Genomic DNA, 19,265 nt, shown 5'->3' with positions numbered 1-19,265 from the left:
GGTGCTGCCCCCGCCCGCCGGGCGGGCCGACGGGGGCAAAAGGCGATAACGATCAGCGGAAAACAAAGCTGGCATCGTGCTCCAGCGGCTCGATGCGCCCGTTCTGTTCGGTCAGGATGAATTGTATCTCGCGACGCGAGACCTGGACATCCCGCGGGACACGAACATGCACCAGGTACTTGCGTGATTCATCGGCGGGCACATCCAGCGAACCGAACCCCCCCACCACGCTCACGCGAGCCTCGGGCAAGCCCTCGACCGCCAACTGAAACTCGAGCGGCTCCTGGAGCTTGTTGTTGATCTTGACGTTGTAGTTGTTCTGGACGTCGCCGCTTGCCAGCACAGTGAACAGCGGCTGGCGCACCTGATGGACGGTCAGGTCGGCCGGCGCCCGGGCAAAGATGCCGTACAGCAGCAGCACGGTGGCCGCGACGGTCGCGACACCATAACCGATCGTCCGGAACTTCAGCAGGTTCGGCTTCTCGCCGGTTTCCAGTTCCTGCTCGGAGGCGTACCGGATCAGGCCGGTGGGCCAGCCACGCTTGGTCATGATCTGGTCACAGGCATCGATGCAGAGTCCGCAGGAGATGCACTCGAGCTGCAACCCGTCGCGAATGTCGATCCCCGTGGGGCAGACTTGCACGCAGAGATTGCAATCGATGCAATCACCCACCCCCTGGGCGTGGCGTTCCTCGAGCGTCATCAGGCCCTGCTTGAGCGGCCGCCGGCCAGCCTCCCCTTCACCGCGCGCGTCGTCATAGGACACCAGCAGGGTCTCCTTGTCGAACATCACGCTCTGGAAACGGGCGTAGGGACACATGTAGATACACACCTGTTCGCGGGCGAAACCGGCGGCGACCAGGGTCGTGGCGGTGAGGATGCCGGTGGTGATGTAGGCCGCGCTCGCCGCATCCAGGGTAAAGAAGCTGACGAACAGTTGCGGGGCGTCGGCCCAGTAGGAGGTGAAGGTAAAGCCGGTCCAGAACGCGATCAGCGTCCAGATCAGGATGGTCAGCCCCTTTTTGGCGAGTTTTTCACCGTTCCAGGGCTGCTTCTCCAGGCGCATGCGCTTGTTCCGATCACCCTGCACCAAGGCCTCGACCTTCATGAAGACGTCCGTCCACAAGGTCTGGAAGCAGAAATAGCCGCAGAACGCCCGACCGACCAGGCCGGTCACGAAAAACAGCAACCAAGCCGCCAGGATCAGGAACCCCGCCAGCAGGAACATATCCTGCGGATGAATCACCAGGTCGAACAGGTAATAGCGTCGCGAGGGAATATCGAACATCACGGCCTGATCCGGTCCGACGCCTCGCTCCCAGCGCACCCAGGGCAGCAGGAAGAACACGCCGTAGGCCACCAGCAGCACGATGTCCTTGAAGCGGCGGAACCGCCCGTGAATCGCCTTGGGGTGAATCGGCTCGCGCGCCTGGTAGAGCGGTTCGGCCGGGTAGCTCGGATCGTCGTGATGGGCCATCTATCAGTCTCCGAATTGGTGCATCGGGAATATCTTATATCCCATAGGGTTTTTCTCTAAACCCAAGATGGTTACCCGGGATTGGCGACGATCCCCGTTGCTCGTTTGCACCGTTTTTTTCCGCCAACGAAAACAGTCAACGGCCGCCGCCAGCGCCAACGCCGACACAAAAAACACCGACCAGACGGCCGGTGTTCTTCCTTGGCGTGAGCGGCGCGCGACGGCGCCGCTGGCGATCCATGTCTGCCGATCAGTTGCCGCCCATCTGGCGCACGTAGATGGCGAGCATGCGCGCCTGGGTCTCGGTGAGGCGATCACCGAAGGCCGGCATTTCACGCTGGATGCCGTTGTTGACCACGTGCTTGATCTCGTCGACCTTGCAGGCCACGTCATCGCCGCAGCCCGGCACGTCGGCCACGCCCCAGATGGCATCCGCGAGGTTGGGCGCGCCCATGGCCTCGTTGCCCTTGCCCTCGGCGCCGTGACAACCGGCACAGCTGGCGAACGCCTGCTTGCCGCGGCTGGCCGCCTCGCCACTGATCTCGGCTTCACCCGAGAGGCTCAGGACGTACGTGGCCAGGTCGTCGATCTTGTCCTCGGCGACGTTCTGGGCCGGCATCATCCCCTGAATACCGTTGTTGATCTTGTTGACGATGGTCTCGTAGGAGTTGCCGTAGAGCCAGGCGTTGTCGGCGAGGTTCGGGAACAGGCCGATCTTGCCCTGACCACCGGCACCGTGACATGCCGCGCAGTAATCACCGAAGGTGTAGTTGCCCATCGACATGGCGAACTGCAGGGTGTCCGGATCCTGCTCGATTTCCTCGAAGCTCATGTCCTTGACCTTGCCGACCCACTCTTCCTGGGCGAGTGCCGAGGGGCTGGACTGCATGTCGCGGGTGAACAGGGCACGGGTGTTCCAGTGCTCGCTGACGGTCTTCTCTTCGCCGTCTTCCCCTTCCACGGTGTACTCGACCGTGTTGATGCCCTTGGTGTAGCTGTCGCCGTAGGGCCACGCCGGGTAGAGGATCCAGTAGACCACCGAGAAGACGATGGTGACGTAGAACGCCCACAGCCACCAGCGCGGCAGGGGGTTGTTGTACTCACGCAGATCGCCGTCCCAGACGTGCCCGGTGGTCTCGACCTGCCCCTGCTTATTTTCCGTTTGACTCATCTTTCTTCACCTGTTGTTTCTTTTCATGCGTCGGGTCGAGCTCGTCGTCGTCCATGAAGGGGATGTCCTTGTACGACTCGAGACGCTGCTTGCGCTTCTTGCCCGTGTAGACGTAAAGGATGATGCCGACGAACGTGCTGAAGAACAGAATCAGCGCCAACGGCTTGCTGTTCTCCATGTCGCCCAACCACGCAAAAATATCGCCAATCAAGAGATCACCTCGACGGTGGCGGTTTCAAGTATCAACGGAACTGGTTGAAGTGGCCGTCTTCGTACTTGGAGAAGTCGACCATCGTGCCCAGCATCTGCAGGTAAGCCACGAGGGCGTCCATTTCGGTGATGCGGTTCGGATCGCCGTCCCAGTTCTGCGCACCGGCCTGGCTTTTCAGGACCTCGGTCGCGTTACCGACGTGGAGCTGGTCGGCCATGTCGGCGCCGAACTGCTCGACGTTGGCGTCGTACTCTTCCTGGCTGCGGGAGTACGGCACGCCGACGCGCTTGAGCGCCACCATGCGGTCCTCGATCTGGCTGTAGTCCAGCTCGTTCTCCAGGAGCCAGGGGTAACCCGGCATGATCGACTCCGGCACCAGCGACTGCGGGTCGACCAGGTGCTGGGTCTGCCATTCGTTGGAGTACTTGCCGCCCACACGGGCCAAGTCCGGACCGGTGCGCTTGGAGCCCCACTGGAACGGGTGGTCGTACTGGGACTCGGCCGCCAGCGAGTAGTGGCCGTAACGCAGCTGCTCGTCACGGAACGGACGGATCATCTGCGAGTGACAGGTGTAGCAGCCCTCGCGGACGTAGATGTCCCGGCCCCGAAGCTCCAGCGGAGTGTAGGGACGGACACCGTCCACGTCCTCGACCGTCTCCTCGATGTGGAACAGCGGGACGATCTCGACCAGCCCCCCGATGCTGATGACCGCCAGGGTGAGGACGATCAGCAGGCCGGAGTTGATTTCAATGCTTTCGTGTTTCATTCACCTAACCTCAATCCTTTAGCGTGCGGCGGCAGCAACGGCGTCGCGGCCTTCATCGGATGCCGGCTGACGGGCACCCGAGATCGTCATGTAGATGTTGTACGACATCAGCAGCATGCCCGAGAGGAAGAAGGCGCCACCAATGGCACGCACCACGTACGGGATGTGCAGGAACGAGACGGTCTCGATGAAGGTGTAGGCGAGGTTGCCGTACTGGTCGAAGGCACGCAGCATCAGGCCCTGGCCGATACCGGCGACCCACAGGGCGACGATGTAGAGCACGACACCGATGGTGGCCAGCCAGAAGTGCACGAACACCAGCTTGGTCGAGTACAGCGTGGTACCCCAGAGACGCGGGATCAGGTGGTAGAACGAGCCGATGGTGATCATCGCGACCCAGCCCAGCGCACCGGAGTGCACGTGGCCGATGGTCCAGTCGGTGTAGTGCGACAGGGCGTTAACCGACTTCAGCGACATCATCGGACCCTCGAAGGTCGACATGCCGTAGAAGGCCAACGCGGTGATCAAAAACAGCATGATCGGGTCGGTACGCAGCTTCTCCCAGGCGCCCGACAGCGTCATGATGCCGTTGATCATGCCACCCCAGGAGGGCAGGAGCAGCAGGATGGAGAAGGCGGCCGCGAGGGTGGAAACCCAGTCCGGCAACGCCGTCCAGTGCAGGTGGTGTGCGCCCACCCACATGTACAGGAACGACAGCGCCCAGAAGTGGACGATCGACAGGCGGTAGGAGTAGATCGGGCGACCGGCCTGCTTGGGCACGAAGTAGTACATCATGCCGAGGAAGGAGACGGTCAGGTAGAAGCCGACCGCGTTGTGGCCGTACCACCACTGCGTCATCGCATCCTGTACGCCACCGAACAGTGCGTAGGACTCGAGGCTGTTCCAGGCGACCGGCACCTGCAGGTTGTTGAAGATGTGCAGGAGGGCAACGGCCAAAATGTACCCCATGAAAAACCAGTTGGCCACGTAGATGTGCGGCTGGCTGCGCTTGACCAGGGTCATCGCGTAGACGGCGAAGTAGAGCACCCAGACGACGGCGATCAGCAGATCGATCGGCCAGACGAACTCGGCGTACTCACGACCCTGGGTGTAACCGGCCATGTAGGTGATGACACCCAGCACCAGGGCCAGCTGCCAGCCCCAGAAGGTCAGCTCGGGCAGCAGCTTGCCACCCCAGAGGCGCGCCTGACAGGTGCGCTGCACGATGTAGTAGGACGTTGCGAACAACGCACTGCCACCAAAACCGAAGATCACCAGCGTCGTGTGCACGGGGCGCAGACGGCCGAAGGTGATCTCGGCGATGTTGAAGTTCAAAAACGGCCATGCCAGCTCACTGGCAATGTACACACCGGCAAGCATCCCCAACACGCCCCAAATCATGGCCATGATGGCGAACTTCTTGACGATGCCGTAGTTGTACTGCTCGGTCGCTACCGAAGCTGTTGTGGTGGACATCGTGACCCCTCCAGACTTTTAGGTTCATCCCGGCCGCGTCGGCCAGACCCTTTTTCTCGGTCGGCAATCATAATCGAATCCCCTGCCGACAAAAACCTATGAATTTACTAAATTACTCGCCCGGAAACCCCCGCAGCAACGGGGTTTCAACCAGTTAGCGGGCATTTCACCCGTTCATAAGCAAACCTGATTGATTCACGCGCAAGTTTTATCTGTTGCGCGGCCGCCACAGCGTCACGCTACCGACTTACCCGGCGGGCACGACCCCATGTGCCGGAGCGGCTACCGGCGACACCCCCGTACCCCACGCCAACCCGTACACGATCTCGTAGGTCAGGGGGATGCGACCGTCAACGGCCTGGTCGGCCAGCGCGTCGCGGAATCGGCGCCAGGCCCGCGGCCCGGTCATGCCCGCCGACCGCCCCGTCTGGGCATTGCCGACACCGACCCCCCTCAGATCGGCCAGCAAGGCATCAACCGTCGGGTAGGTAACCGTCAGCGTCTCGCGGTCCATCACCGGGTCGGCGAGCATCGCCGAGACCAGCGCGTCACCCAGATCGTGCATGTCGAGAAACTGGTGCACATGGGGAGAGGGGTCGACCTCGGCCCAGGCGCGGCGGATTTCCTGCAGGCTATCCGGCCCGAGCGTAGTGAACGCAAACGGCGTACCGGAGGCACACACCCGGGCGACTTCACCGAAGAGGACATCGGGGCGATCGCTCCATTGCACGGCGAAATTGGAGAGCACCGCGTCCATGCTGCCGCCCACGAATGGCAGGGCATGCATGTCGGCCACCACCGCGGCCCGATGCGGCGACCACCAGCGACGCCGGGGCAGGCAGCGGAGCATGTTCTCGGCGAGATCGAGCCCCACCACGTCGGCCTGCGGATAGCGCTGGCGCATGGCCCGCACCATCTGACCGGTGCCGGACCCGAGATCAAGGATCCGGGCCGGGTCGAGCTTCAGCCAGCCGAACCGCTCATCCAGCCGTCGACCGATCTCGCGCTGGACCGCCGCATGACGGTCGTAGTCGGCCGCCGCGCGGTTGAAACGATCACGGACGCGGCGCAGGTCGAAGGAGGGCAAGGCAGACATATCTAGTAGAGAGTCACTCACGGTTGACTTGATGTATGGAGCGCAGCGGATCGGAAGCGATGCTTGAGCAAGCGCGTCGCTCAGCGCGCCGAACGGGCACCCGGATCATCGGCGAACGGGTCGATCAATGAGCGCGCCAGGGAAGCCGAATGGTCGAGCCACTCGGCGTGCCCACCCTGCTCGAACCGATGCACACGCACATGCGCCGGCAGCTCGAGATGCTCCGGCCAGTCGACGGGCACCAACGGGTCGTCGGGCGCCAGCCAGATGTCGACGGGCACTTCGATGGAGACAAGCTGGCTCCGAAGGTCCAGTCGGGCCAGCCAGTCGAGGCCATCGGCGGCAGCCAGCCTGTCGGAGGCAGCCGGCGCACTCGGGAGATCAAAACGACGCCGAAAGGCGGCGGCGGCCGCGACAGGCTGCCGCCCCGCCGCTCGCCGCAAGCCCTGCCAATCGCCGCGACTCACTCCGGGCCAGCCATCCTCCGCCAGGAAACGCGGCGTGGCCTGGATCAACACCAGCCGCGCGGGCCGAATGCGGCCCCGACGCACGGCCTCGAGCAGCAACGCGCCACCCAGCGACCAGCCGATCCAGACCGCCGGGCCCAAGCCCGGCACCGCGCGTTCTTCTCGACCCGGCCCAAGCCAGTCGGACGAAAACGTCGACCAGTCAAAGGCGACCACCTCATCACCGGGCAGCTGGCGCACCAGCGGATCAAACACCGTTGCCGGAAAGGACCAGCCGGCGACCAGCCCGACCGAGGCGGGCCTGGCGGAGAGGTCATCGAGCATCATGCATCACCCTCGCGCCCCGGCACCGCATATTCAGCCACCCATCGAGTCGCCGTGGTTTGCGGGCAAGCCGGCGGACCGTGATAATGACGCTCCCATTCAAACCCCGGATTTAGCAATTGACTGCCCTCGACTGGCCCCTTCTGCTCATCATCGCCGTCGCCGCCTACCTGGTTGGCTCATTGTCCACCGGGGTAATCACGGCACGCCTGCTGGGATTGCCGGACCCGCGCTCGGCCGGCTCGGGCAATCCGGGCGCGACCAACGTCCTGCGCCTGGGCGGCAAGAAGGCGGCCATTGTCACGTTAGTCGGCGATCTCCTCAAGGGCCTGATTCCGGTCATCGTCGCCGGAATGGCCGTCGACGGCGCCTCGCGAGACGCGGCGATGGGCACGGCCGGCCTGTTCGCCTTCCTCGGGCATCTTTATCCGGTGTTCTTCGGTTTCAAGGGTGGCAAGGGCGTGGCGACCGCCGCTGGCGCGATCCTCGCCATGGCGCCACTGATCGGGCTGGTCGCCATCGTTGGCTGGCTGAGCACGGCCTGGGCGACACGCTATTCCTCGTTGTCCGCCTTGTTTGCCGCGGTGGTAGCAGCGACCCTGGCCACCTTCCTCGCACCACCGTTCATCGCCCTGGCGATCTCGCTGATGTCCCTGCTGCTCATCCTGCGCCACCACGGCAATATCCGCCGGTTGGTGCGCGGCGAGGAGCCGCGCATCGGCGAGAAATCCGAGTCGTCGATCAAGGAGTGACGGGCACCGCGGAGTCGAGCATACGGGGCAATTCGAGCTCGGCCAGTGGCCAGCGGGCCCGCACGCGAAAGCCCGGCAGGGCGTCGCGCTCGCCGGCGGCGAGCCGACGATACCCCGCCAACGCGATCATGGCCGCGTTGTCGGTGCACAACTCGATCGCGGGGAAATGCACCGCCCCACCCCGCTCGGCCATCATCTCGACCAGTCGCTGACGCAGGGGACGATTGGCCGCCACCCCACCGGCGACCACCAGCCGATCCAGCCCGGTTTGATCCAGCGCCCGCGTGAGCTTGATCACCAGGGTGTCGATCACCGTCCGCTCGAACGAGGCCGCGACGTCCTCGTGGGCATGACCGGCGGCAATGGCGTTGGCTACCGCAGTTTTCAGCCCACTGAAGCTCAAGTCCAGGCCGGGACGATTGACCATCGGCCGGGTGAACGGCACCGCGGTCGGGTCACCCTGCTCGGCCAGTCGCGACAGGGCCGCGCCACCAGGGTAGCCCAGCCCCATCAGCTTGGCCGACTTGTCGAACGCTTCGCCGATCGCATCGTCGATGCTCTCGCCCAGGAGACGGTAGTCACCCACCTCACGCACCTCGATCAGCTGGCTGTGGCCGCCGGACACCAGCAATGCCAGGAACGGGAATGCCGGCGGATCATCACCCAGCAACGGCGCCAGAATATGCCCTTCCAGGTGATTGACGCCGAGCGCTGGCACCCGGCGACTGGCGGCAATACCCTTGGCAAACGCCGCCCCCGTCATCAAGGCCCCGGCCAGACCCGGGCCGGCGGTGTAGGCGACCGCATCGATGGCGTCATATCCAACACCCGCATCCGTGAGCGTCGCTCGGGTCAGACTGGGCAGGCGCCGCATGTGATCGCGGGCGGCGAGCTCCGGCACCACCCCGCCATACTCGGCATGCACGTCCGTCTGGGAATGGACACGGTGGGCCAGCAACTTACCGCTGCGGCCATCGAACAGGGCCACGGCGGTCTCGTCACAGGAACTCTCGATTGCCAATACGCGCACGCGCGAAACTCCTCACCACTTTTGTTTGTAATACCGAGGGCGCCGCCTACGCCGGCATTTGCCTCTTGCACACCTCGGGCAACGCTTTATACTACAACACCTTTTATTTTGGGCCGCGTGGGTCCGAAGCCAAACATTTCAGTTTCAAATCAACGAGGTGGAACGCATTCATGCCTTCTGTACGTGTTCGGGAAAATGAGCCTTTCGAGGTAGCAGTTCGTCGTTTCAAGCGCTCTTGCGAGAAAGCCGGCATCATCAGCGAGATGCGCGAGCGTGAGTACTACGAAAAGCCGACGGCCGCCCGCAAGCGCAAGGCTGCCGCCGCCGTGAAGCGCAACCAGAAGCGCCTCTCGAAGGAACAAGCGCGTCGCGTTCGCCTGTACTGATCGCACTTGTGACGGCGACTACCGCATGAGCACGATCAAGGCGCGTCTGACCGCCGACATGAAGACGGCCATGAAGAGCGGCGACAAGCCGCGTCTGGCCACCATCCGCATGCTGATCGCCGCGATCAAGCAGCGGGAGATCGATGAGCGCCGGGAGGTCTCGGAAGACGAGGCCATGGCGATCCTGACCAAGCAGGCCAAGCAGCGCCGCGAGTCGATCGCCCAGTACGAGTCCGCCGGCCGCGACGACCTGAAGGCCGTCGAGGAAGCCGAACTCGCGATCATCGAGACCTACCTACCTCAGCCGCTGTCCCCCGAGGAAATCGAGGCCGCGGTGGCCGAGATCATCGCCGCCGAGCAGGCCACCGACCTGAGCCAAATGGGGGCCGTGATGAAGACGGCCCGCGAACGCCTGGCCGGACGTGCCGACATGGCCGCCGTCAGCCAGGCCGTTCGCTCCCGCCTCTCGGCCTGAGCCACGGGGATCGCCCCGGGCCGCGGTCCGCACCGTCGGACCCCTACCCGGGCACCGCGTTGATCCGAACCATCAATTCGAGAACGAGCCATGGGCGAGACTTTCCAGTTCCTGAACGTGCCGCGACGCGACCCGGAGACCACTCCTGCCGAGGAACGCGTCCAACAGTTCAACGAAATCTACGGGCAATTCACCCCGGATCACGCGGCTGAACAGTCCGATCGCTGCCTCGAGTGCGGCAATCCGTACTGCGAATGGAAATGCCCGGTCCACAACTACATCCCCAACTGGCTCAAGCTGATCGCCGAAGGCAACCTGCTCGAGGCCGCGGAGATGGCCCACAAGACCAATTCCCTGCCGGAAGTCTGCGGTCGGGTCTGCCCGCAGGACCGCCTCTGCGAGGGCGCCTGCACCCTGAACGACGGCTTCGGCGCGGTCACCATCGGCTCGGTGGAGAAGTACATCGCCGACGAGGCCTTCAAGATGGGCTGGCGTCCGGACATGTCCGACGTCGTGCCCACCGATAAGCGCGTTGCGGTGATCGGCGCCGGCCCGGCCGGCCTGGGTTGCGCCGACATCCTGGCGCGCCACGGCGTCAAGGCGGTGGTTTTCGACCGCCACCCGCAGATCGGCGGCCTGATCACCTTCGGCATTCCCTCGTTCAAGCTCGAGAAGCACGTGATGGAAACCCGTCGCGAGATCTTCGAGGGCATGGGCATCGAATTCCGTCTGAACACCGAGGTTGGCAAGGACATTTCCATTGACGACATCCTCGGCGAGTTCGACGCGGTGTTCATGGGCATGGGCGCCTACAACGCCATGCAGGGCGGCTTCCCGGGCGAGGATCTCGAGGGCGTGCACGCCTCGCTGCCCTTCCTGATCGGCAACACCAACCACCTGCTGGAATTCGGCGGCGACTACCCGTACATCAGCGTCAAGGACAAGCGCGTGGTTGTCCTAGGCGGTGGCGACACGGCCATGGACTGCACCCGCACCTCGCTGCGCCAGGGCGCGGCCAAGGTGACCACGGTCTACCGTCGCGACGAAGACAACATGCCGGGCTCGCGCCGCGAGGTGAAGAACGCCCGCGAGGAAGGTGCCCACTTCCGCTTCAACCTGCAGCCAGTCGAAGTGCTCGGCGAAGGCGGCCAGGTCACCGGCGTGAAGTTCGTCGAGACACGCCTGGGCGAGCCGGACGAGCGCGGTCGTCGCCGGCCGGTGGCCATCGAGGGCTCCGAGCAGGTCATCGAGGCCGATGCCGTGCTGATCGCCTTCGGCTTTCGGCCTTCCCCGGCCGACTGGTTCGAACCGCAGAAGATCGAGCTCGATCCCAGCGGTCGCGTAATGGTCCACAAGGATCAGAACGCGCCCGAGTTCCAGACCAGCAACCCCAAGATCTTCGCCGGCGGCGACATGGTGCGTGGCGCGGATCTCGTGGTCACGGCCGTCTACGAGGGGCGCAACGCGGCCTTCGGCATCCTCGACTACCTGGACGTATAAGCTTCATGACCGCTCCGCTGCAGAATGACCGCCTGTTACGTGCGCTGGCCCGCCAGCCCGTCGATCGCACCCCGATCTGGATCATGCGTCAGGCAGGTCGTTACCTGCCGGAATACCGCGCCACGCGTCAGCGCGCGGGCAGTTTCATGGATCTGTGCCGCTCGGCGGACCTGGCCTGCGAGGTCACCCTCCAGCCGCTGGAACGCTATGACCTCGACGCGGCCATCCTGTTTTCCGACATCCTGACCATCCCGGACGCCATGGGGCTGGGGTTGAAGTTCGTCGCCGGCGAAGGCCCGGTGTTCGAGCGCCCGGTTCGCTCAGCGGCTGACATCGCCCGCCTGCCCAAGCCGGACATGGGCTCGGACCTCGGCTACGTGATGAACGCCGTATCGACCATTCGCAAGGCACTGGACGGGCGCGTGCCACTGATCGGCTTTACCGGCAGCCCCTGGACACTCGCGACCTACATGGTCGAGGGCGGCGGCACCAAGGACTTCGCCAAGGTCAAGGGGCTCGTCTACAGCGACCCGAGGGCCGCGCACGACCTGCTCGGCCGGCTCGCCGATGCCGTGACCGACTATCTCAATGCCCAGATCGAGGCCGGCGCCCAGTCACTGATGGTGTTCGACACCTGGGGTGGCGTGCTCGCACCACACGACTACCGCGACTTCTCGCTGCAGTACATGCAGCGCATCGTCGACGGCCTCAACCGCGAGCGCCCGGACGGCAGCTATGTGCCGGTCACGCTGTTCACCAAGGGCGGCGGCCAGTGGGCGTCCTTGATGGCGGATACCGGCGCCGATGGCATCGGCCTGGACTGGACCGTTAACCTCGACACCATCCGCGAGCGGGTCGGTGATCGCGTCGCCCTGCAGGGCAATCTCGATCCGAGCGTGCTCTACGCGCCCGACGAGGTGATCGAGCGTGAGGTGGCCCGCATCCTCAATGAATTCGGCCCCCACCCCGGTCACGTCTTCAACCTGGGCCACGGCATCCATCAGCACGTCAATCCGGACAAGGTCAAGGTGCTCGTCGACGCGGTCCATCGCCTGAGTGCCCGCGACTGACCAGAATGTCGCTCCGGCCAAACCAAAAACGCCCCCGGCGATAAACCGGGGGCGTTTTTATTGGATCGGCAATGAATCCATTCGTCGTCGTCATGCAACAGGCAGGAGTGCCGTCGACCGCCCCCGACCTTCAGTGAGTGCCCACCACCCCCTCCTGCATTAGCGCCTCGACCTGCCGCCGCGAGGCACGACGCAACTTGGCCCCGCCGGGGACCAGCGGCGTCTCCCGGAGTCGCTCCTCGGGAAAGACCTCCAGCACGATGTGATCGTCGCCGGCCCCGAAGGCGAATACCGACACCCGTTCGTGGCGGCCGTCTGGGTATTGATAGCTGGTCTCGGATTCTTCGAACGGGATGTCGTGACCGAGCAGGCATTCGATGACCCGCTCGGGGGTGGAGGCAAACAGTTGCAACACAATGGGGGAATAGTCATCGGCCGTGCCGGCAAGCACGTCCCCCACCAACCGTGGCCGGAATTCGGCAAAAAAGGTCATCGCCTCGAGGGCCGCCCGCCGGAGCGTGGCCAACTGTTCTCGCTGTTCGGGACGAAAGGTCGCCTGATACTGACCGACTTCAAGCTCGAGCCGCTCCAGGTCCGCGGAGCGAAAGCGCGGGTCAAGGGCCTCGCCCAGCTCATCTGCGGCAACACGCAATGAATCGCGGCGGGATTGTCCTGGCGACTCGGCGGCGTGGCGCGCCGCTCGACGCAACAGTTCCAGTGAAGCCGGCCCCATTATCGCACTCTCCTCATTCGCGGGAACGGCGATCCAGGCCGTCCCCAAGGGTCAGAACAGGTTGTCGATCACCTCGCGCGACGTCCCCGACTCGGCCGCTGCATCCTTCTCGGGAAGCTGGGCTTGCGGGTTGGTCGAATCGAAATACTCGCGAATCGCCCCCGGGTGCCCCTCCGGCACGCGTTTACCGGTATCCGGATCGATCCAGGCGGTCACGATCCCTTCCGGCGGCTCCTCTATCTCCTCGGGCGGCGGAAGCACATCGCGCATGAAGTCGATCCACGCTGGCAGCGCCGCCTTGCCGCCCGTCTCGCGCCGGCCCAGTTCACTGTTGTCGGCAAACCCCACCCAGGCGGTGGCCACCCAGCCGGGCCCGAAGCCGGTGAACCAGGCGTCACGCTGGTCGTTGGTAGTGCCGGTCTTCCCGCCGATGTCCTCTCGCTCCAGCGCCCGCCAGGCACGTACCCCGGTACCCTCTCGGACCACGCCCCTGAGCCCTGAACGCATCAGGAAGGCGTTCTGCGCCGAAATCACGCGCGGGGCCAGGCTCGGGTCGGCCGTGTCAACCGGGCAGTCGTCGCAGCGACTGACCGCCGGGTGCGAATCGATCACACCATCGTCCGGATTATCCACCTCGGTGACCAGGAACGGGCTGACGCGATAGCCACCATTGGCAAACACGGCAAAGCCGGCGACCTGATCCAGTGGGGTCAGGGTGTAGCTGCCCAACGCCATCGACAGGGTCGGCTTCCATTCCTCCACCGGCAAGCCGAAGCGCCCGGCATATTCCAGGACTGTTGAGGTGCCGACGGCCTGCGCCAGACGGATGGAAACCAGGTTCACCGAACGCGTCAATGCATCACGCATACGACGCATGCCACCGAAACTGCGGCCGTAATTGCTCGGGCGCCAGTCAATGCCCTGACGCACGCCATCCTCCACCACCACCGGCGAGTCGTTGATCATGCTCGCCCAGGTGAATCCCTGGTCGAGGGCCGCGGAGTAGAGATAGGGCTTGAATCCCGAGCCGGGCTGGCGTTCGGCGCGGGTGACGTTATTGAACTGGCTATCGTGGAAGAAATCGAACCCCCCGACCATGGCTCGGATCGCCCCACTGGATGGGTCGAGCGCGACAAACGCCCCGGTCACTTCCGGGATTTGCGCCAGCCGATAAGCCACGCCGTCGTCGGAGTCGACCGACTCGACCCGAATCAGATCACCCCGACCCAGCACCTCGTCGACCGCCTTGGGCTTCGGCCCGCAGCGATCGGTGTCCTGGTATTCACAGGCCCAGCTCATCGAATCGAGATCCAGAACCACTTCACCGGCGTCTCGCACCAGCACACGTGCCTCGGCCGCGCCGGCCTCCAGCACCACACCCGGCAACAGCCCACCGACCCGGCTGGTGTTCGCCAACTGTTTTTCCAGCGCCTCACGATCCTCGAGCCAGTCGCTCCAGTCGGATTCCGGGCCGCGGTAACCGTGGCGCCGGTCGTAGTCGATCAGCCCCTGACGCAAAGCACGGGTCGCGGACTGCTGCGCCTCGGGGTCGATGCTCGTGTGCACGGCCAGTCCCATCTCGTAGGCTTCCTGCCCGTACTTCTCGACCAGGTCTCGCCGTGCCATTTCCGCGGCGTAAGGCGCGCGGGTCACTACCTCGGCCGAGGTATACAAGCGCCCCGGCAAGGGTTCATCGATCGAACGTTCGAACGTCGGCTGGTCGATCAAGCCCAGCTTGAGCATGCGTCCCAGCACGTAGGCGCGTCGTGCCAGGGCACGTTCGGGATTACTGACGGGGTTGGTCGTCGAAGGGGCCTTAGGCAGGGCCGCCAGCATGGCTGCTTCGGCGGCCGTCAGCTCCGGCAGGTCCTTGTCAAAGTAGACCTGGGCCGCGGCCTTGACGCCATAGGCCCGGTGCCCCATGAAGATCTTGTTCAGATAAAGGGCAAGGATGTCTTCCTTGCTGAAGGCCCGCTCGATCTTCACCGCCAACAGGATCTCGTAAAGCTTGCGGGTATAGGTCTTCTCACGCCCGAGATAAAAGTTGCGTGCCACCTGCATGGTGATGGTCGAGCCGCCCTGCGACTTCTCGCCGGTACGTACCAGTTCGACGGCGGCTCGTGCCAGCCCAAGGAAATCCACCCCGATGTGCTCGAAGAAACGATCGTCCTCGGCGGCAACGAACGCATCCACAAGGACGGGCGGGAGTTGGTCGTAGGAGACCGGGAAACGACGTTGGTCGCCGAACTCCGCGATCAACCCACCCTCGCGGTCGTGGATCCGCATCGGCATCTGGTATCGCACCTCGCCCAACTCGTCGACACTGGGCAACTGGGTGTTGTAAAGACGATACAGAACACCAACGCCGGCAAGGGCCAAAATCAACCCCAATCCAACCAGATAGAAAATAATCTTGATAAGCTTCATTCGAATAGAGAGAAAAAAGGCCCAGTGCCTGTTGTTGCGAGCACGCAGCAGCGCCGTTGTCGACAAGCGCGACGGTTATGCCACAGGATGCATATCTGGGAGACAAGGTGCGTGTGTGCGAAACCTTAACGCACGCTCAAAAGGAAGGGAATGACCGTGCCACTATTCAGCGCTAAACCCGCTCGACTCGGGGTCGACATCAGCTCGACTGCCGTCAAGCTAATCCAACTGGAAAAACGCCGTGGTGGTTATCGCACCACGGCATTCGCCATCGAACCCCTGCCGCAGGGAGCGGTGCAGGGCAAATCGATCACCGACACGGAAGCCGTCGCGGACGCGCTGACGCGGGCGGTGCGCCGAGCCCGCATCAAGGGCCGGCACCTGTGCATGGCGGTGCCAACCTCCTCGGCCGTCAGCCGGGTGTTGCATATCGACAACCCGGGTGACGAATTCGAGCTCGAGGAACAGGTGCGGCTGGAAGCCGACCAGTACATCCCCTTCCCGATCGACGAGGTCAATTTCGACTTCGAGCCGGTCCAGACCGACATTCTCGGCAAGCAGAAGAAGCGTCGCAGCGGAGAAACCGAGGGCGTCGATGTCCTGATGGCCGCCACCCGTACCGACAATGTCGACAGTCGGGTGGCGGTAGCCGAGGCGGCTGGCATGACGGCGGACGTGGTCGACATCGAATCCTTTGCCCTTCAGAACGCATTTACCGAGATACTGGCTCTGACACTTGCCCCGGAAGAACGTTCCCAGCCGGTGGCGGTATTCGATCTCGGCGACACCACCACGACACTGAGCATCTTCGTCGGCGACGACATCGTCTACACGCGTGAACACGAAGGCGGCGGCCAGCAGCTCACCAGCGAGATCGCTGCCCAATACGGATTGACCCTCGAGGAGGCCGAGGAGCGCAAGCGTGACGACAGCCTTCCCGAGGACTACCCCCGCAAGGTGCTTCAGCCCTACCTCGATTCGCTCGCCATGAACATCGAGCGATTCATCCAGTACTACTACTCCGAATCCAGCGGCAGCACCGTCAACCTCATCCTGCTCGGCGGCGGCGCGGCAAATACCGCCGGCGCCGTCGAGCGCATCAACAACGAGACCGGGGTCCCGACCCGGCTGGCGAATCCGTTCGCCGCACTCGCCAAAGGACCTGGCGTGTCCGCCGAGCAAATGGCTCGGCACGGCACCGCAATGCTGATTGCCTGCGGGCTTGCGTTAAGGAGCTTCGACTGATGAGACGCATCAACCTTCTCCCCTGGCGCGAGGAACGGCGCCAGAAGCGGCAACGCGACTTTGTCGTCCACCTGGTACTGGCCGCCCTGATCGCCGTGGGCGTCGCCTTCGGCATTCACAGCTACATGCAGTCGCAGATCGAGAACCAGCAGGCCCGCAACGCCTACCTCGAGGACGTGATCAAGAAGCTCGACCGCCAGATCCAGACGATCAACGAGCTCAAACAACGCAAGGCCGAGCTGACCGCCCGCATGCAGGTCATCGAGAAGCTCCAGTCCAGCCGGCCAACGATCGTCCATCTGGTGGAAAACTTCATCACCACCCTGCCGGACGGCGTCCAGCTGACCGACGTGACGGTAACCAACGACGAAAAGATCAGCATCCAGGGCAAGGCCGATGCTCAGGCACGGGTCGCGGCCTACCTCCGCCGGTTGAACAGTGCCGACTACATCGGCAGCGCCAGTCTGGTGGGCTCGGGCATCCTTGCCGAGGGCTCGGACCAGACAGCCAACGCCGGCCAGTACGTGTTCTCGATCGAAGCGAAGATCACGCCGCCCAAGGAAGACGACGCGGACCAGGAGAACTGAGCCATGGATCTCAACGAACTGAGAAATCTCGATTTTCAGACGATCGGTCTGACCTCGCTAGGCACCCGGCTGGTCATCTTCGCCTTCGTTTTCGTGCTGATCGTTGGCGGGGTGGTGTATTTCGACACCCTGCCGCAGAAGGAACTGCTCGAGCGCGAACAGCGCGAAGAGCGATCGCTGCTGCAGACCGTCGACCAGAAGCAGCGCCTGGCCGCCAACCTCGAGGCCTACCAGGCCCAGATCAAGGAAATGGAGACCCGTTTCGGTGAGCTGCTGCGTCAGCTGCCGAACAAGCGCGAGGCGGAAAACCTGATCGACAACGTCGCCCAGACCTCGCTCTCCAACGGCCTGAAGAACGAGCAGATCCGTCCCGGCAATGAGGTCAAACACGACTTCTACGCCGAGATGACCTATCACCTCTCGCTGCGCGGCACCTACCGCGAACTGACGCAGTTCGTCAGCGATACAGCGAACCTGCCTCGGATCGTTACCCTGCACAACCCGGCCATGAAGCCGCGCGACGCCAGTGACAAGGACGATGACGCCGAACGTGAGCTGACCATGGGCATCCAGGCGAAGACCTACCGGTATCTCGAAAGCGGCGAGCAAGGAGGCGGCCAATGAAATCAGACCAAAAACGAATCGGCCCGACTCGGGTTGATCGGCTCGGGGCTCGTTCTGATCGGCGCCGTCAGCGGGTGCGCTCAGGACATGACCGACCTCGAGCAGGAAGTCGCCGAGCTGGAGGCCCGTCCGGGTGGCAAGATCGAACCGATCCCGGAAATGAAGCCCCTGCCGAAATACGCCTACAGCGTGCCGGAAGAGGCCCGGACACCGTTCATGCCACCGAAGGAAGACGACGTGGACGACTCGGACGGCCTCAAACCGGATGTCGATCGCCCCAAGGAACCGCTGGAGCAGTTCCCGCTGGATGCGCTCGCCATGCGCGGCATCATCAATCGTCAGGGCAACACCTACGCCCTGATTCGCGACGGCAACGGCGTAATCCACGAGGTGATGCTCGGCGACCACATGGGTCGCAACTATGGCGAAGTGCTGGAGATCGGCGAGACCAGCGTCACGCTGGAGGAAATCGTGCCCGATGGACAGGGTGGCTGGAGAAAACAGACAACGGTCGTCAAGTCTCAGAGCGGCCGGAGCTAAATGATGGGAAGCAGCGATATGGACAACCTCAAGAAACCTTCACGCCTGAGCACGGGATTGCGTCGAGGGCTTGGCCTCCCAGCCATCACCATGGCAGCCGCCCTGGCTCCATGCCTGGCACTGGCCGGCGATCTCAACGAGATCACCTACGACCGCACCAGCGACGGCACGGTACAAGTGCACTTCAGCCTTTCCGAGCCCTTGGCCGGTGAGCCGGGCAGCTTCAAGATCGACAACCCGGCCCGGGTGGCCGTCGACCTGCCCGACGTCGACAACCAGACCGGCAGCCGCCAGACCGCGATCGGTCTGGGCGCGGTGAATTCGGTCATGCTGGCCGAGGCGAACGGCAAGACCCGTGCAGTGTTCAATCTCGACCAGTCGGTTCCCTATTCGATCAATCAGGACGGCAACCGCCTGACCGTCTCCTTTGATCAGGCAGAACAAGCCACGACGACGGCAAGCGGCATGGCCGTGACCGATCGCGGCAGTTCCGAGGCCACGGCCATGGATGCCGGTCAGCCGATCGACTTCCGCCGCGCCTCCAGCGGCGCCGGCCGCCTGCTGCTGGACGTGGGCAGCACCGACGCGCCCATGGACATCAAGCGCCAGGGCAGCCAGATCGTGGTGCGCCTGCCGGGCACGCGCCTCGAGGAAGGTGGCTACAACGTCAACGACTTCGCCACCCCGGTCGAACGCGTCGATGTCCGCCGCGAAGGCAACGGCAGCCGCGTCACCCTCAAGACCCAGGACGCCGGCGAGCACCTGGCCTACCAGACCGGCAACCGCCTGGTCATCGAGGTGCAACCGATCCCCGAGGAAGAGCAACGCACCTCGCTGGGCAAGAAGGAATACAGGGTAAGCGGATTAAATGGTTGATCTTACCTTTGCATGAGAGTGAGACAGACCGG

General features: G+C 63.9%; 20 protein-coding genes. 10 read left to right on the top strand and 10 right to left on the bottom strand.

The features are described 5' to 3' along the window. Positions 1–52: 52 nt before the first annotated feature. The 7 genes from ccoG to D5687_RS09635 form a co-directional block, all read right to left on the bottom strand. Complete coding sequence (ccoG, locus tag D5687_RS09665) at positions 53–1,477, bottom strand: cytochrome c oxidase accessory protein CcoG (RefSeq protein ID WP_125199572.1); 1,425 nt, start codon at positions 1,475–1,477, stop codon at positions 53–55. Positions 1,478–1,727: 250 nt separating this feature from the next. Continuing rightward, positions 1,728–2,648, bottom strand: a complete 921-nt coding sequence (ccoP, locus tag D5687_RS09660; protein ID WP_125199571.1) for a cytochrome-c oxidase, cbb3-type subunit III — start codon at positions 2,646–2,648, stop codon at positions 1,728–1,730. Continuing rightward, positions 2,629–2,859 (bottom strand): cbb3-type cytochrome c oxidase subunit 3, encoded by a 231-nt coding sequence (locus D5687_RS09655; protein ID WP_240031476.1) that lies wholly within the window; start codon positions 2,857–2,859, stop codon positions 2,629–2,631. The genes ccoP and D5687_RS09655 overlap by 20 nt, the downstream gene beginning before the upstream one ends. 31 nt (positions 2,860–2,890) lie before the next feature. After that, positions 2,891–3,625, bottom strand: coding sequence for a cytochrome-c oxidase, cbb3-type subunit II (ccoO, locus tag D5687_RS09650; protein ID WP_125199570.1), 735 nt, complete (start codon positions 3,623–3,625; stop codon positions 2,891–2,893). A gap of 18 nt (positions 3,626–3,643) precedes the next feature. Continuing rightward, entirely contained in the window at positions 3,644–5,101 is a 1,458-nt protein-coding gene (gene ccoN / locus D5687_RS09645; RefSeq protein WP_125199569.1) for a cytochrome-c oxidase, cbb3-type subunit I, read from the bottom strand. 247 nt (positions 5,102–5,348) lie between these two features. After that, positions 5,349–6,197 (bottom strand): malonyl-ACP O-methyltransferase BioC, encoded by an 849-nt coding sequence (gene bioC, locus D5687_RS09640; protein WP_125199568.1) that lies wholly within the window; start codon positions 6,195–6,197, stop codon positions 5,349–5,351. An 80-nt stretch (positions 6,198–6,277) separates the two neighbouring features. After that, positions 6,278–6,991, bottom strand: a complete 714-nt coding sequence (locus D5687_RS09635) for an alpha/beta fold hydrolase (RefSeq protein WP_125199567.1) — start codon at positions 6,989–6,991, stop codon at positions 6,278–6,280. A gap of 116 nt (positions 6,992–7,107) precedes the next feature. Between D5687_RS09635 and plsY the strand changes: the two genes are divergently transcribed. Further along, complete coding sequence (plsY, locus tag D5687_RS09630) at positions 7,108–7,740, top strand: glycerol-3-phosphate 1-O-acyltransferase PlsY (protein WP_125199566.1); 633 nt, start codon at positions 7,108–7,110, stop codon at positions 7,738–7,740. Here plsY and tsaD read toward each other — a convergent pair. Then, a complete protein-coding gene (gene tsaD / locus D5687_RS09625; protein WP_125199565.1) occupies positions 7,730–8,770 on the bottom strand; it encodes a tRNA (adenosine(37)-N6)-threonylcarbamoyltransferase complex transferase subunit TsaD in 1,041 nt (346 codons plus the stop codon). The genes plsY and tsaD overlap by 11 nt on opposite strands. Before the next feature lie 170 nt (positions 8,771–8,940). On the opposite strand from tsaD, the gene rpsU reads away from it, so the two are divergent. The 4 genes from rpsU (at position 8,941) to hemE (ending at position 12,201) form a co-directional block, all read left to right on the top strand. Continuing rightward, entirely contained in the window at positions 8,941–9,156 is a 216-nt protein-coding gene (gene rpsU / locus D5687_RS09620) for a 30S ribosomal protein S21 (protein ID WP_125199564.1), read from the top strand. A gap of 25 nt (positions 9,157–9,181) precedes the next feature. Continuing rightward, complete coding sequence (locus D5687_RS09615) at positions 9,182–9,631, top strand: GatB/YqeY domain-containing protein (protein ID WP_125199563.1); 450 nt, start codon at positions 9,182–9,184, stop codon at positions 9,629–9,631. A 90-nt stretch (positions 9,632–9,721) separates the two neighbouring features. After that, on the top strand, positions 9,722–11,131 hold the full coding sequence (locus tag D5687_RS09610; RefSeq protein ID WP_125199562.1) for an FAD-dependent oxidoreductase: 1,410 nt from the start codon (positions 9,722–9,724) through the stop codon (positions 11,129–11,131). Between the two features lie 5 nt (positions 11,132–11,136). Further along, the gene (gene hemE / locus D5687_RS09605) at positions 11,137–12,201 is read left to right on the top strand and encodes a uroporphyrinogen decarboxylase (protein WP_125199561.1); all 1,065 of its coding nucleotides are present in this window, start codon (positions 11,137–11,139) and stop codon (positions 12,199–12,201) included. Positions 12,202–12,331: 130 nt separating this feature from the next. On the opposite strand, the gene D5687_RS09600 is transcribed toward hemE, so the two are convergent. Both D5687_RS09600 and D5687_RS09595 read right to left on the bottom strand, forming a co-directional pair. Next, positions 12,332–12,934 carry a hypothetical protein gene (locus tag D5687_RS09600; RefSeq protein WP_125199560.1) on the bottom strand — a complete coding sequence of 201 codons (603 nt, stop codon included), beginning with the start codon at positions 12,932–12,934 and terminating at the stop codon, positions 12,332–12,334. Positions 12,935–12,985: 51 nt separating this feature from the next. Next, positions 12,986–15,319 carry a penicillin-binding protein 1A gene (locus D5687_RS09595; RefSeq protein WP_158611850.1) on the bottom strand — a complete coding sequence of 778 codons (2,334 nt, stop codon included), beginning with the start codon at positions 15,317–15,319 and terminating at the stop codon, positions 12,986–12,988. 198 nt (positions 15,320–15,517) lie between these two features. Here D5687_RS09595 and pilM point away from each other — a divergent pair, with 198 nt between their 5' ends. The 5 genes from pilM (at position 15,518) to D5687_RS09570 (ending at position 19,233) form a co-directional block, all read left to right on the top strand. Then, a complete protein-coding gene (pilM, locus tag D5687_RS09590; RefSeq protein WP_158611849.1) occupies positions 15,518–16,606 on the top strand; it encodes a type IV pilus assembly protein PilM in 1,089 nt (362 codons plus the stop codon). After that, the gene (locus D5687_RS09585; RefSeq protein ID WP_125199557.1) at positions 16,606–17,193 is read left to right on the top strand and encodes a PilN domain-containing protein; all 588 of its coding nucleotides are present in this window, start codon (positions 16,606–16,608) and stop codon (positions 17,191–17,193) included. Before pilM ends, D5687_RS09585 begins: the two co-directional genes overlap by 1 nt. A 3-nt stretch (positions 17,194–17,196) precedes the next feature. Continuing rightward, positions 17,197–17,817 carry a type 4a pilus biogenesis protein PilO gene (locus tag D5687_RS09580; RefSeq protein ID WP_125199556.1) on the top strand — a complete coding sequence of 207 codons (621 nt, stop codon included), beginning with the start codon at positions 17,197–17,199 and terminating at the stop codon, positions 17,815–17,817. An 87-nt stretch (positions 17,818–17,904) separates the two neighbouring features. After that, the gene (locus tag D5687_RS09575) at positions 17,905–18,357 is read left to right on the top strand and encodes a pilus assembly protein PilP (RefSeq protein WP_125199555.1); all 453 of its coding nucleotides are present in this window, start codon (positions 17,905–17,907) and stop codon (positions 18,355–18,357) included. 3 nt (positions 18,358–18,360) lie between these two features. Further along, positions 18,361–19,233: a type IV pilus secretin family protein gene (locus D5687_RS09570; RefSeq protein WP_158611848.1), complete on the top strand. Its 873-nt coding sequence runs from the start codon at positions 18,361–18,363 to the stop codon at positions 19,231–19,233. The last annotated feature ends 32 nt before the right edge of the window (positions 19,234–19,265 follow it).

Origin of the sequence: Guyparkeria sp. SCN-R1 (genome assembly GCF_003932495.1) — a bacterium.
Classification (GTDB): domain Bacteria; phylum Pseudomonadota; class Gammaproteobacteria; order Halothiobacillales; family Halothiobacillaceae; genus Guyparkeria.
This window is presented reverse-complemented; position numbering and strand designations above follow the sequence as displayed.

What these genes read in the sequence shown, in the direction of transcription:
- rpsU (WP_125199564.1), top strand. Translation starts at nt 8,941, where the DNA reads ATGCCTTCTGTACGTGTTCGGGAAAATGAGCCTTTCGAGGTAGCAGTT.
- D5687_RS09570 (WP_158611848.1), top strand. Translation starts at nt 18,361, where the DNA reads ATGGGAAGCAGCGATATGGACAACCTCAAGAAACCTTCACGCCTGAGC.
- D5687_RS09575 (WP_125199555.1), top strand. Translation starts at nt 17,905, where the DNA reads ATGACCGACCTCGAGCAGGAAGTCGCCGAGCTGGAGGCCCGTCCGGGT.
- D5687_RS09600 (WP_125199560.1), bottom strand. Translation starts at nt 12,934, where the DNA reads ATGGGGCCGGCTTCACTGGAACTGTTGCGTCGAGCGGCGCGCCACGCC.
- hemE (WP_125199561.1), top strand. Translation starts at nt 11,137, where the DNA reads ATGACCGCTCCGCTGCAGAATGACCGCCTGTTACGTGCGCTGGCCCGC.
- ccoN (WP_125199569.1), bottom strand. Translation starts at nt 5,101, where the DNA reads ATGTCCACCACAACAGCTTCGGTAGCGACCGAGCAGTACAACTACGGC.
- ccoG (WP_125199572.1), bottom strand. Translation starts at nt 1,477, where the DNA reads ATGGCCCATCACGACGATCCGAGCTACCCGGCCGAACCGCTCTACCAG.
- D5687_RS09635 (WP_125199567.1), bottom strand. Translation starts at nt 6,991, where the DNA reads ATGATGCTCGATGACCTCTCCGCCAGGCCCGCCTCGGTCGGGCTGGTC.
- D5687_RS09585 (WP_125199557.1), top strand. Translation starts at nt 16,606, where the DNA reads ATGAGACGCATCAACCTTCTCCCCTGGCGCGAGGAACGGCGCCAGAAG.
- D5687_RS09610 (WP_125199562.1), top strand. Translation starts at nt 9,722, where the DNA reads ATGGGCGAGACTTTCCAGTTCCTGAACGTGCCGCGACGCGACCCGGAG.
- D5687_RS09615 (WP_125199563.1), top strand. Translation starts at nt 9,182, where the DNA reads ATGAGCACGATCAAGGCGCGTCTGACCGCCGACATGAAGACGGCCATG.
- ccoP (WP_125199571.1), bottom strand. Translation starts at nt 2,648, where the DNA reads ATGAGTCAAACGGAAAATAAGCAGGGGCAGGTCGAGACCACCGGGCAC.
- bioC (WP_125199568.1), bottom strand. Translation starts at nt 6,197, where the DNA reads ATGTCTGCCTTGCCCTCCTTCGACCTGCGCCGCGTCCGTGATCGTTTC.
- D5687_RS09580 (WP_125199556.1), top strand. Translation starts at nt 17,197, where the DNA reads ATGGATCTCAACGAACTGAGAAATCTCGATTTTCAGACGATCGGTCTG.
- ccoO (WP_125199570.1), bottom strand. Translation starts at nt 3,625, where the DNA reads ATGAAACACGAAAGCATTGAAATCAACTCCGGCCTGCTGATCGTCCTC.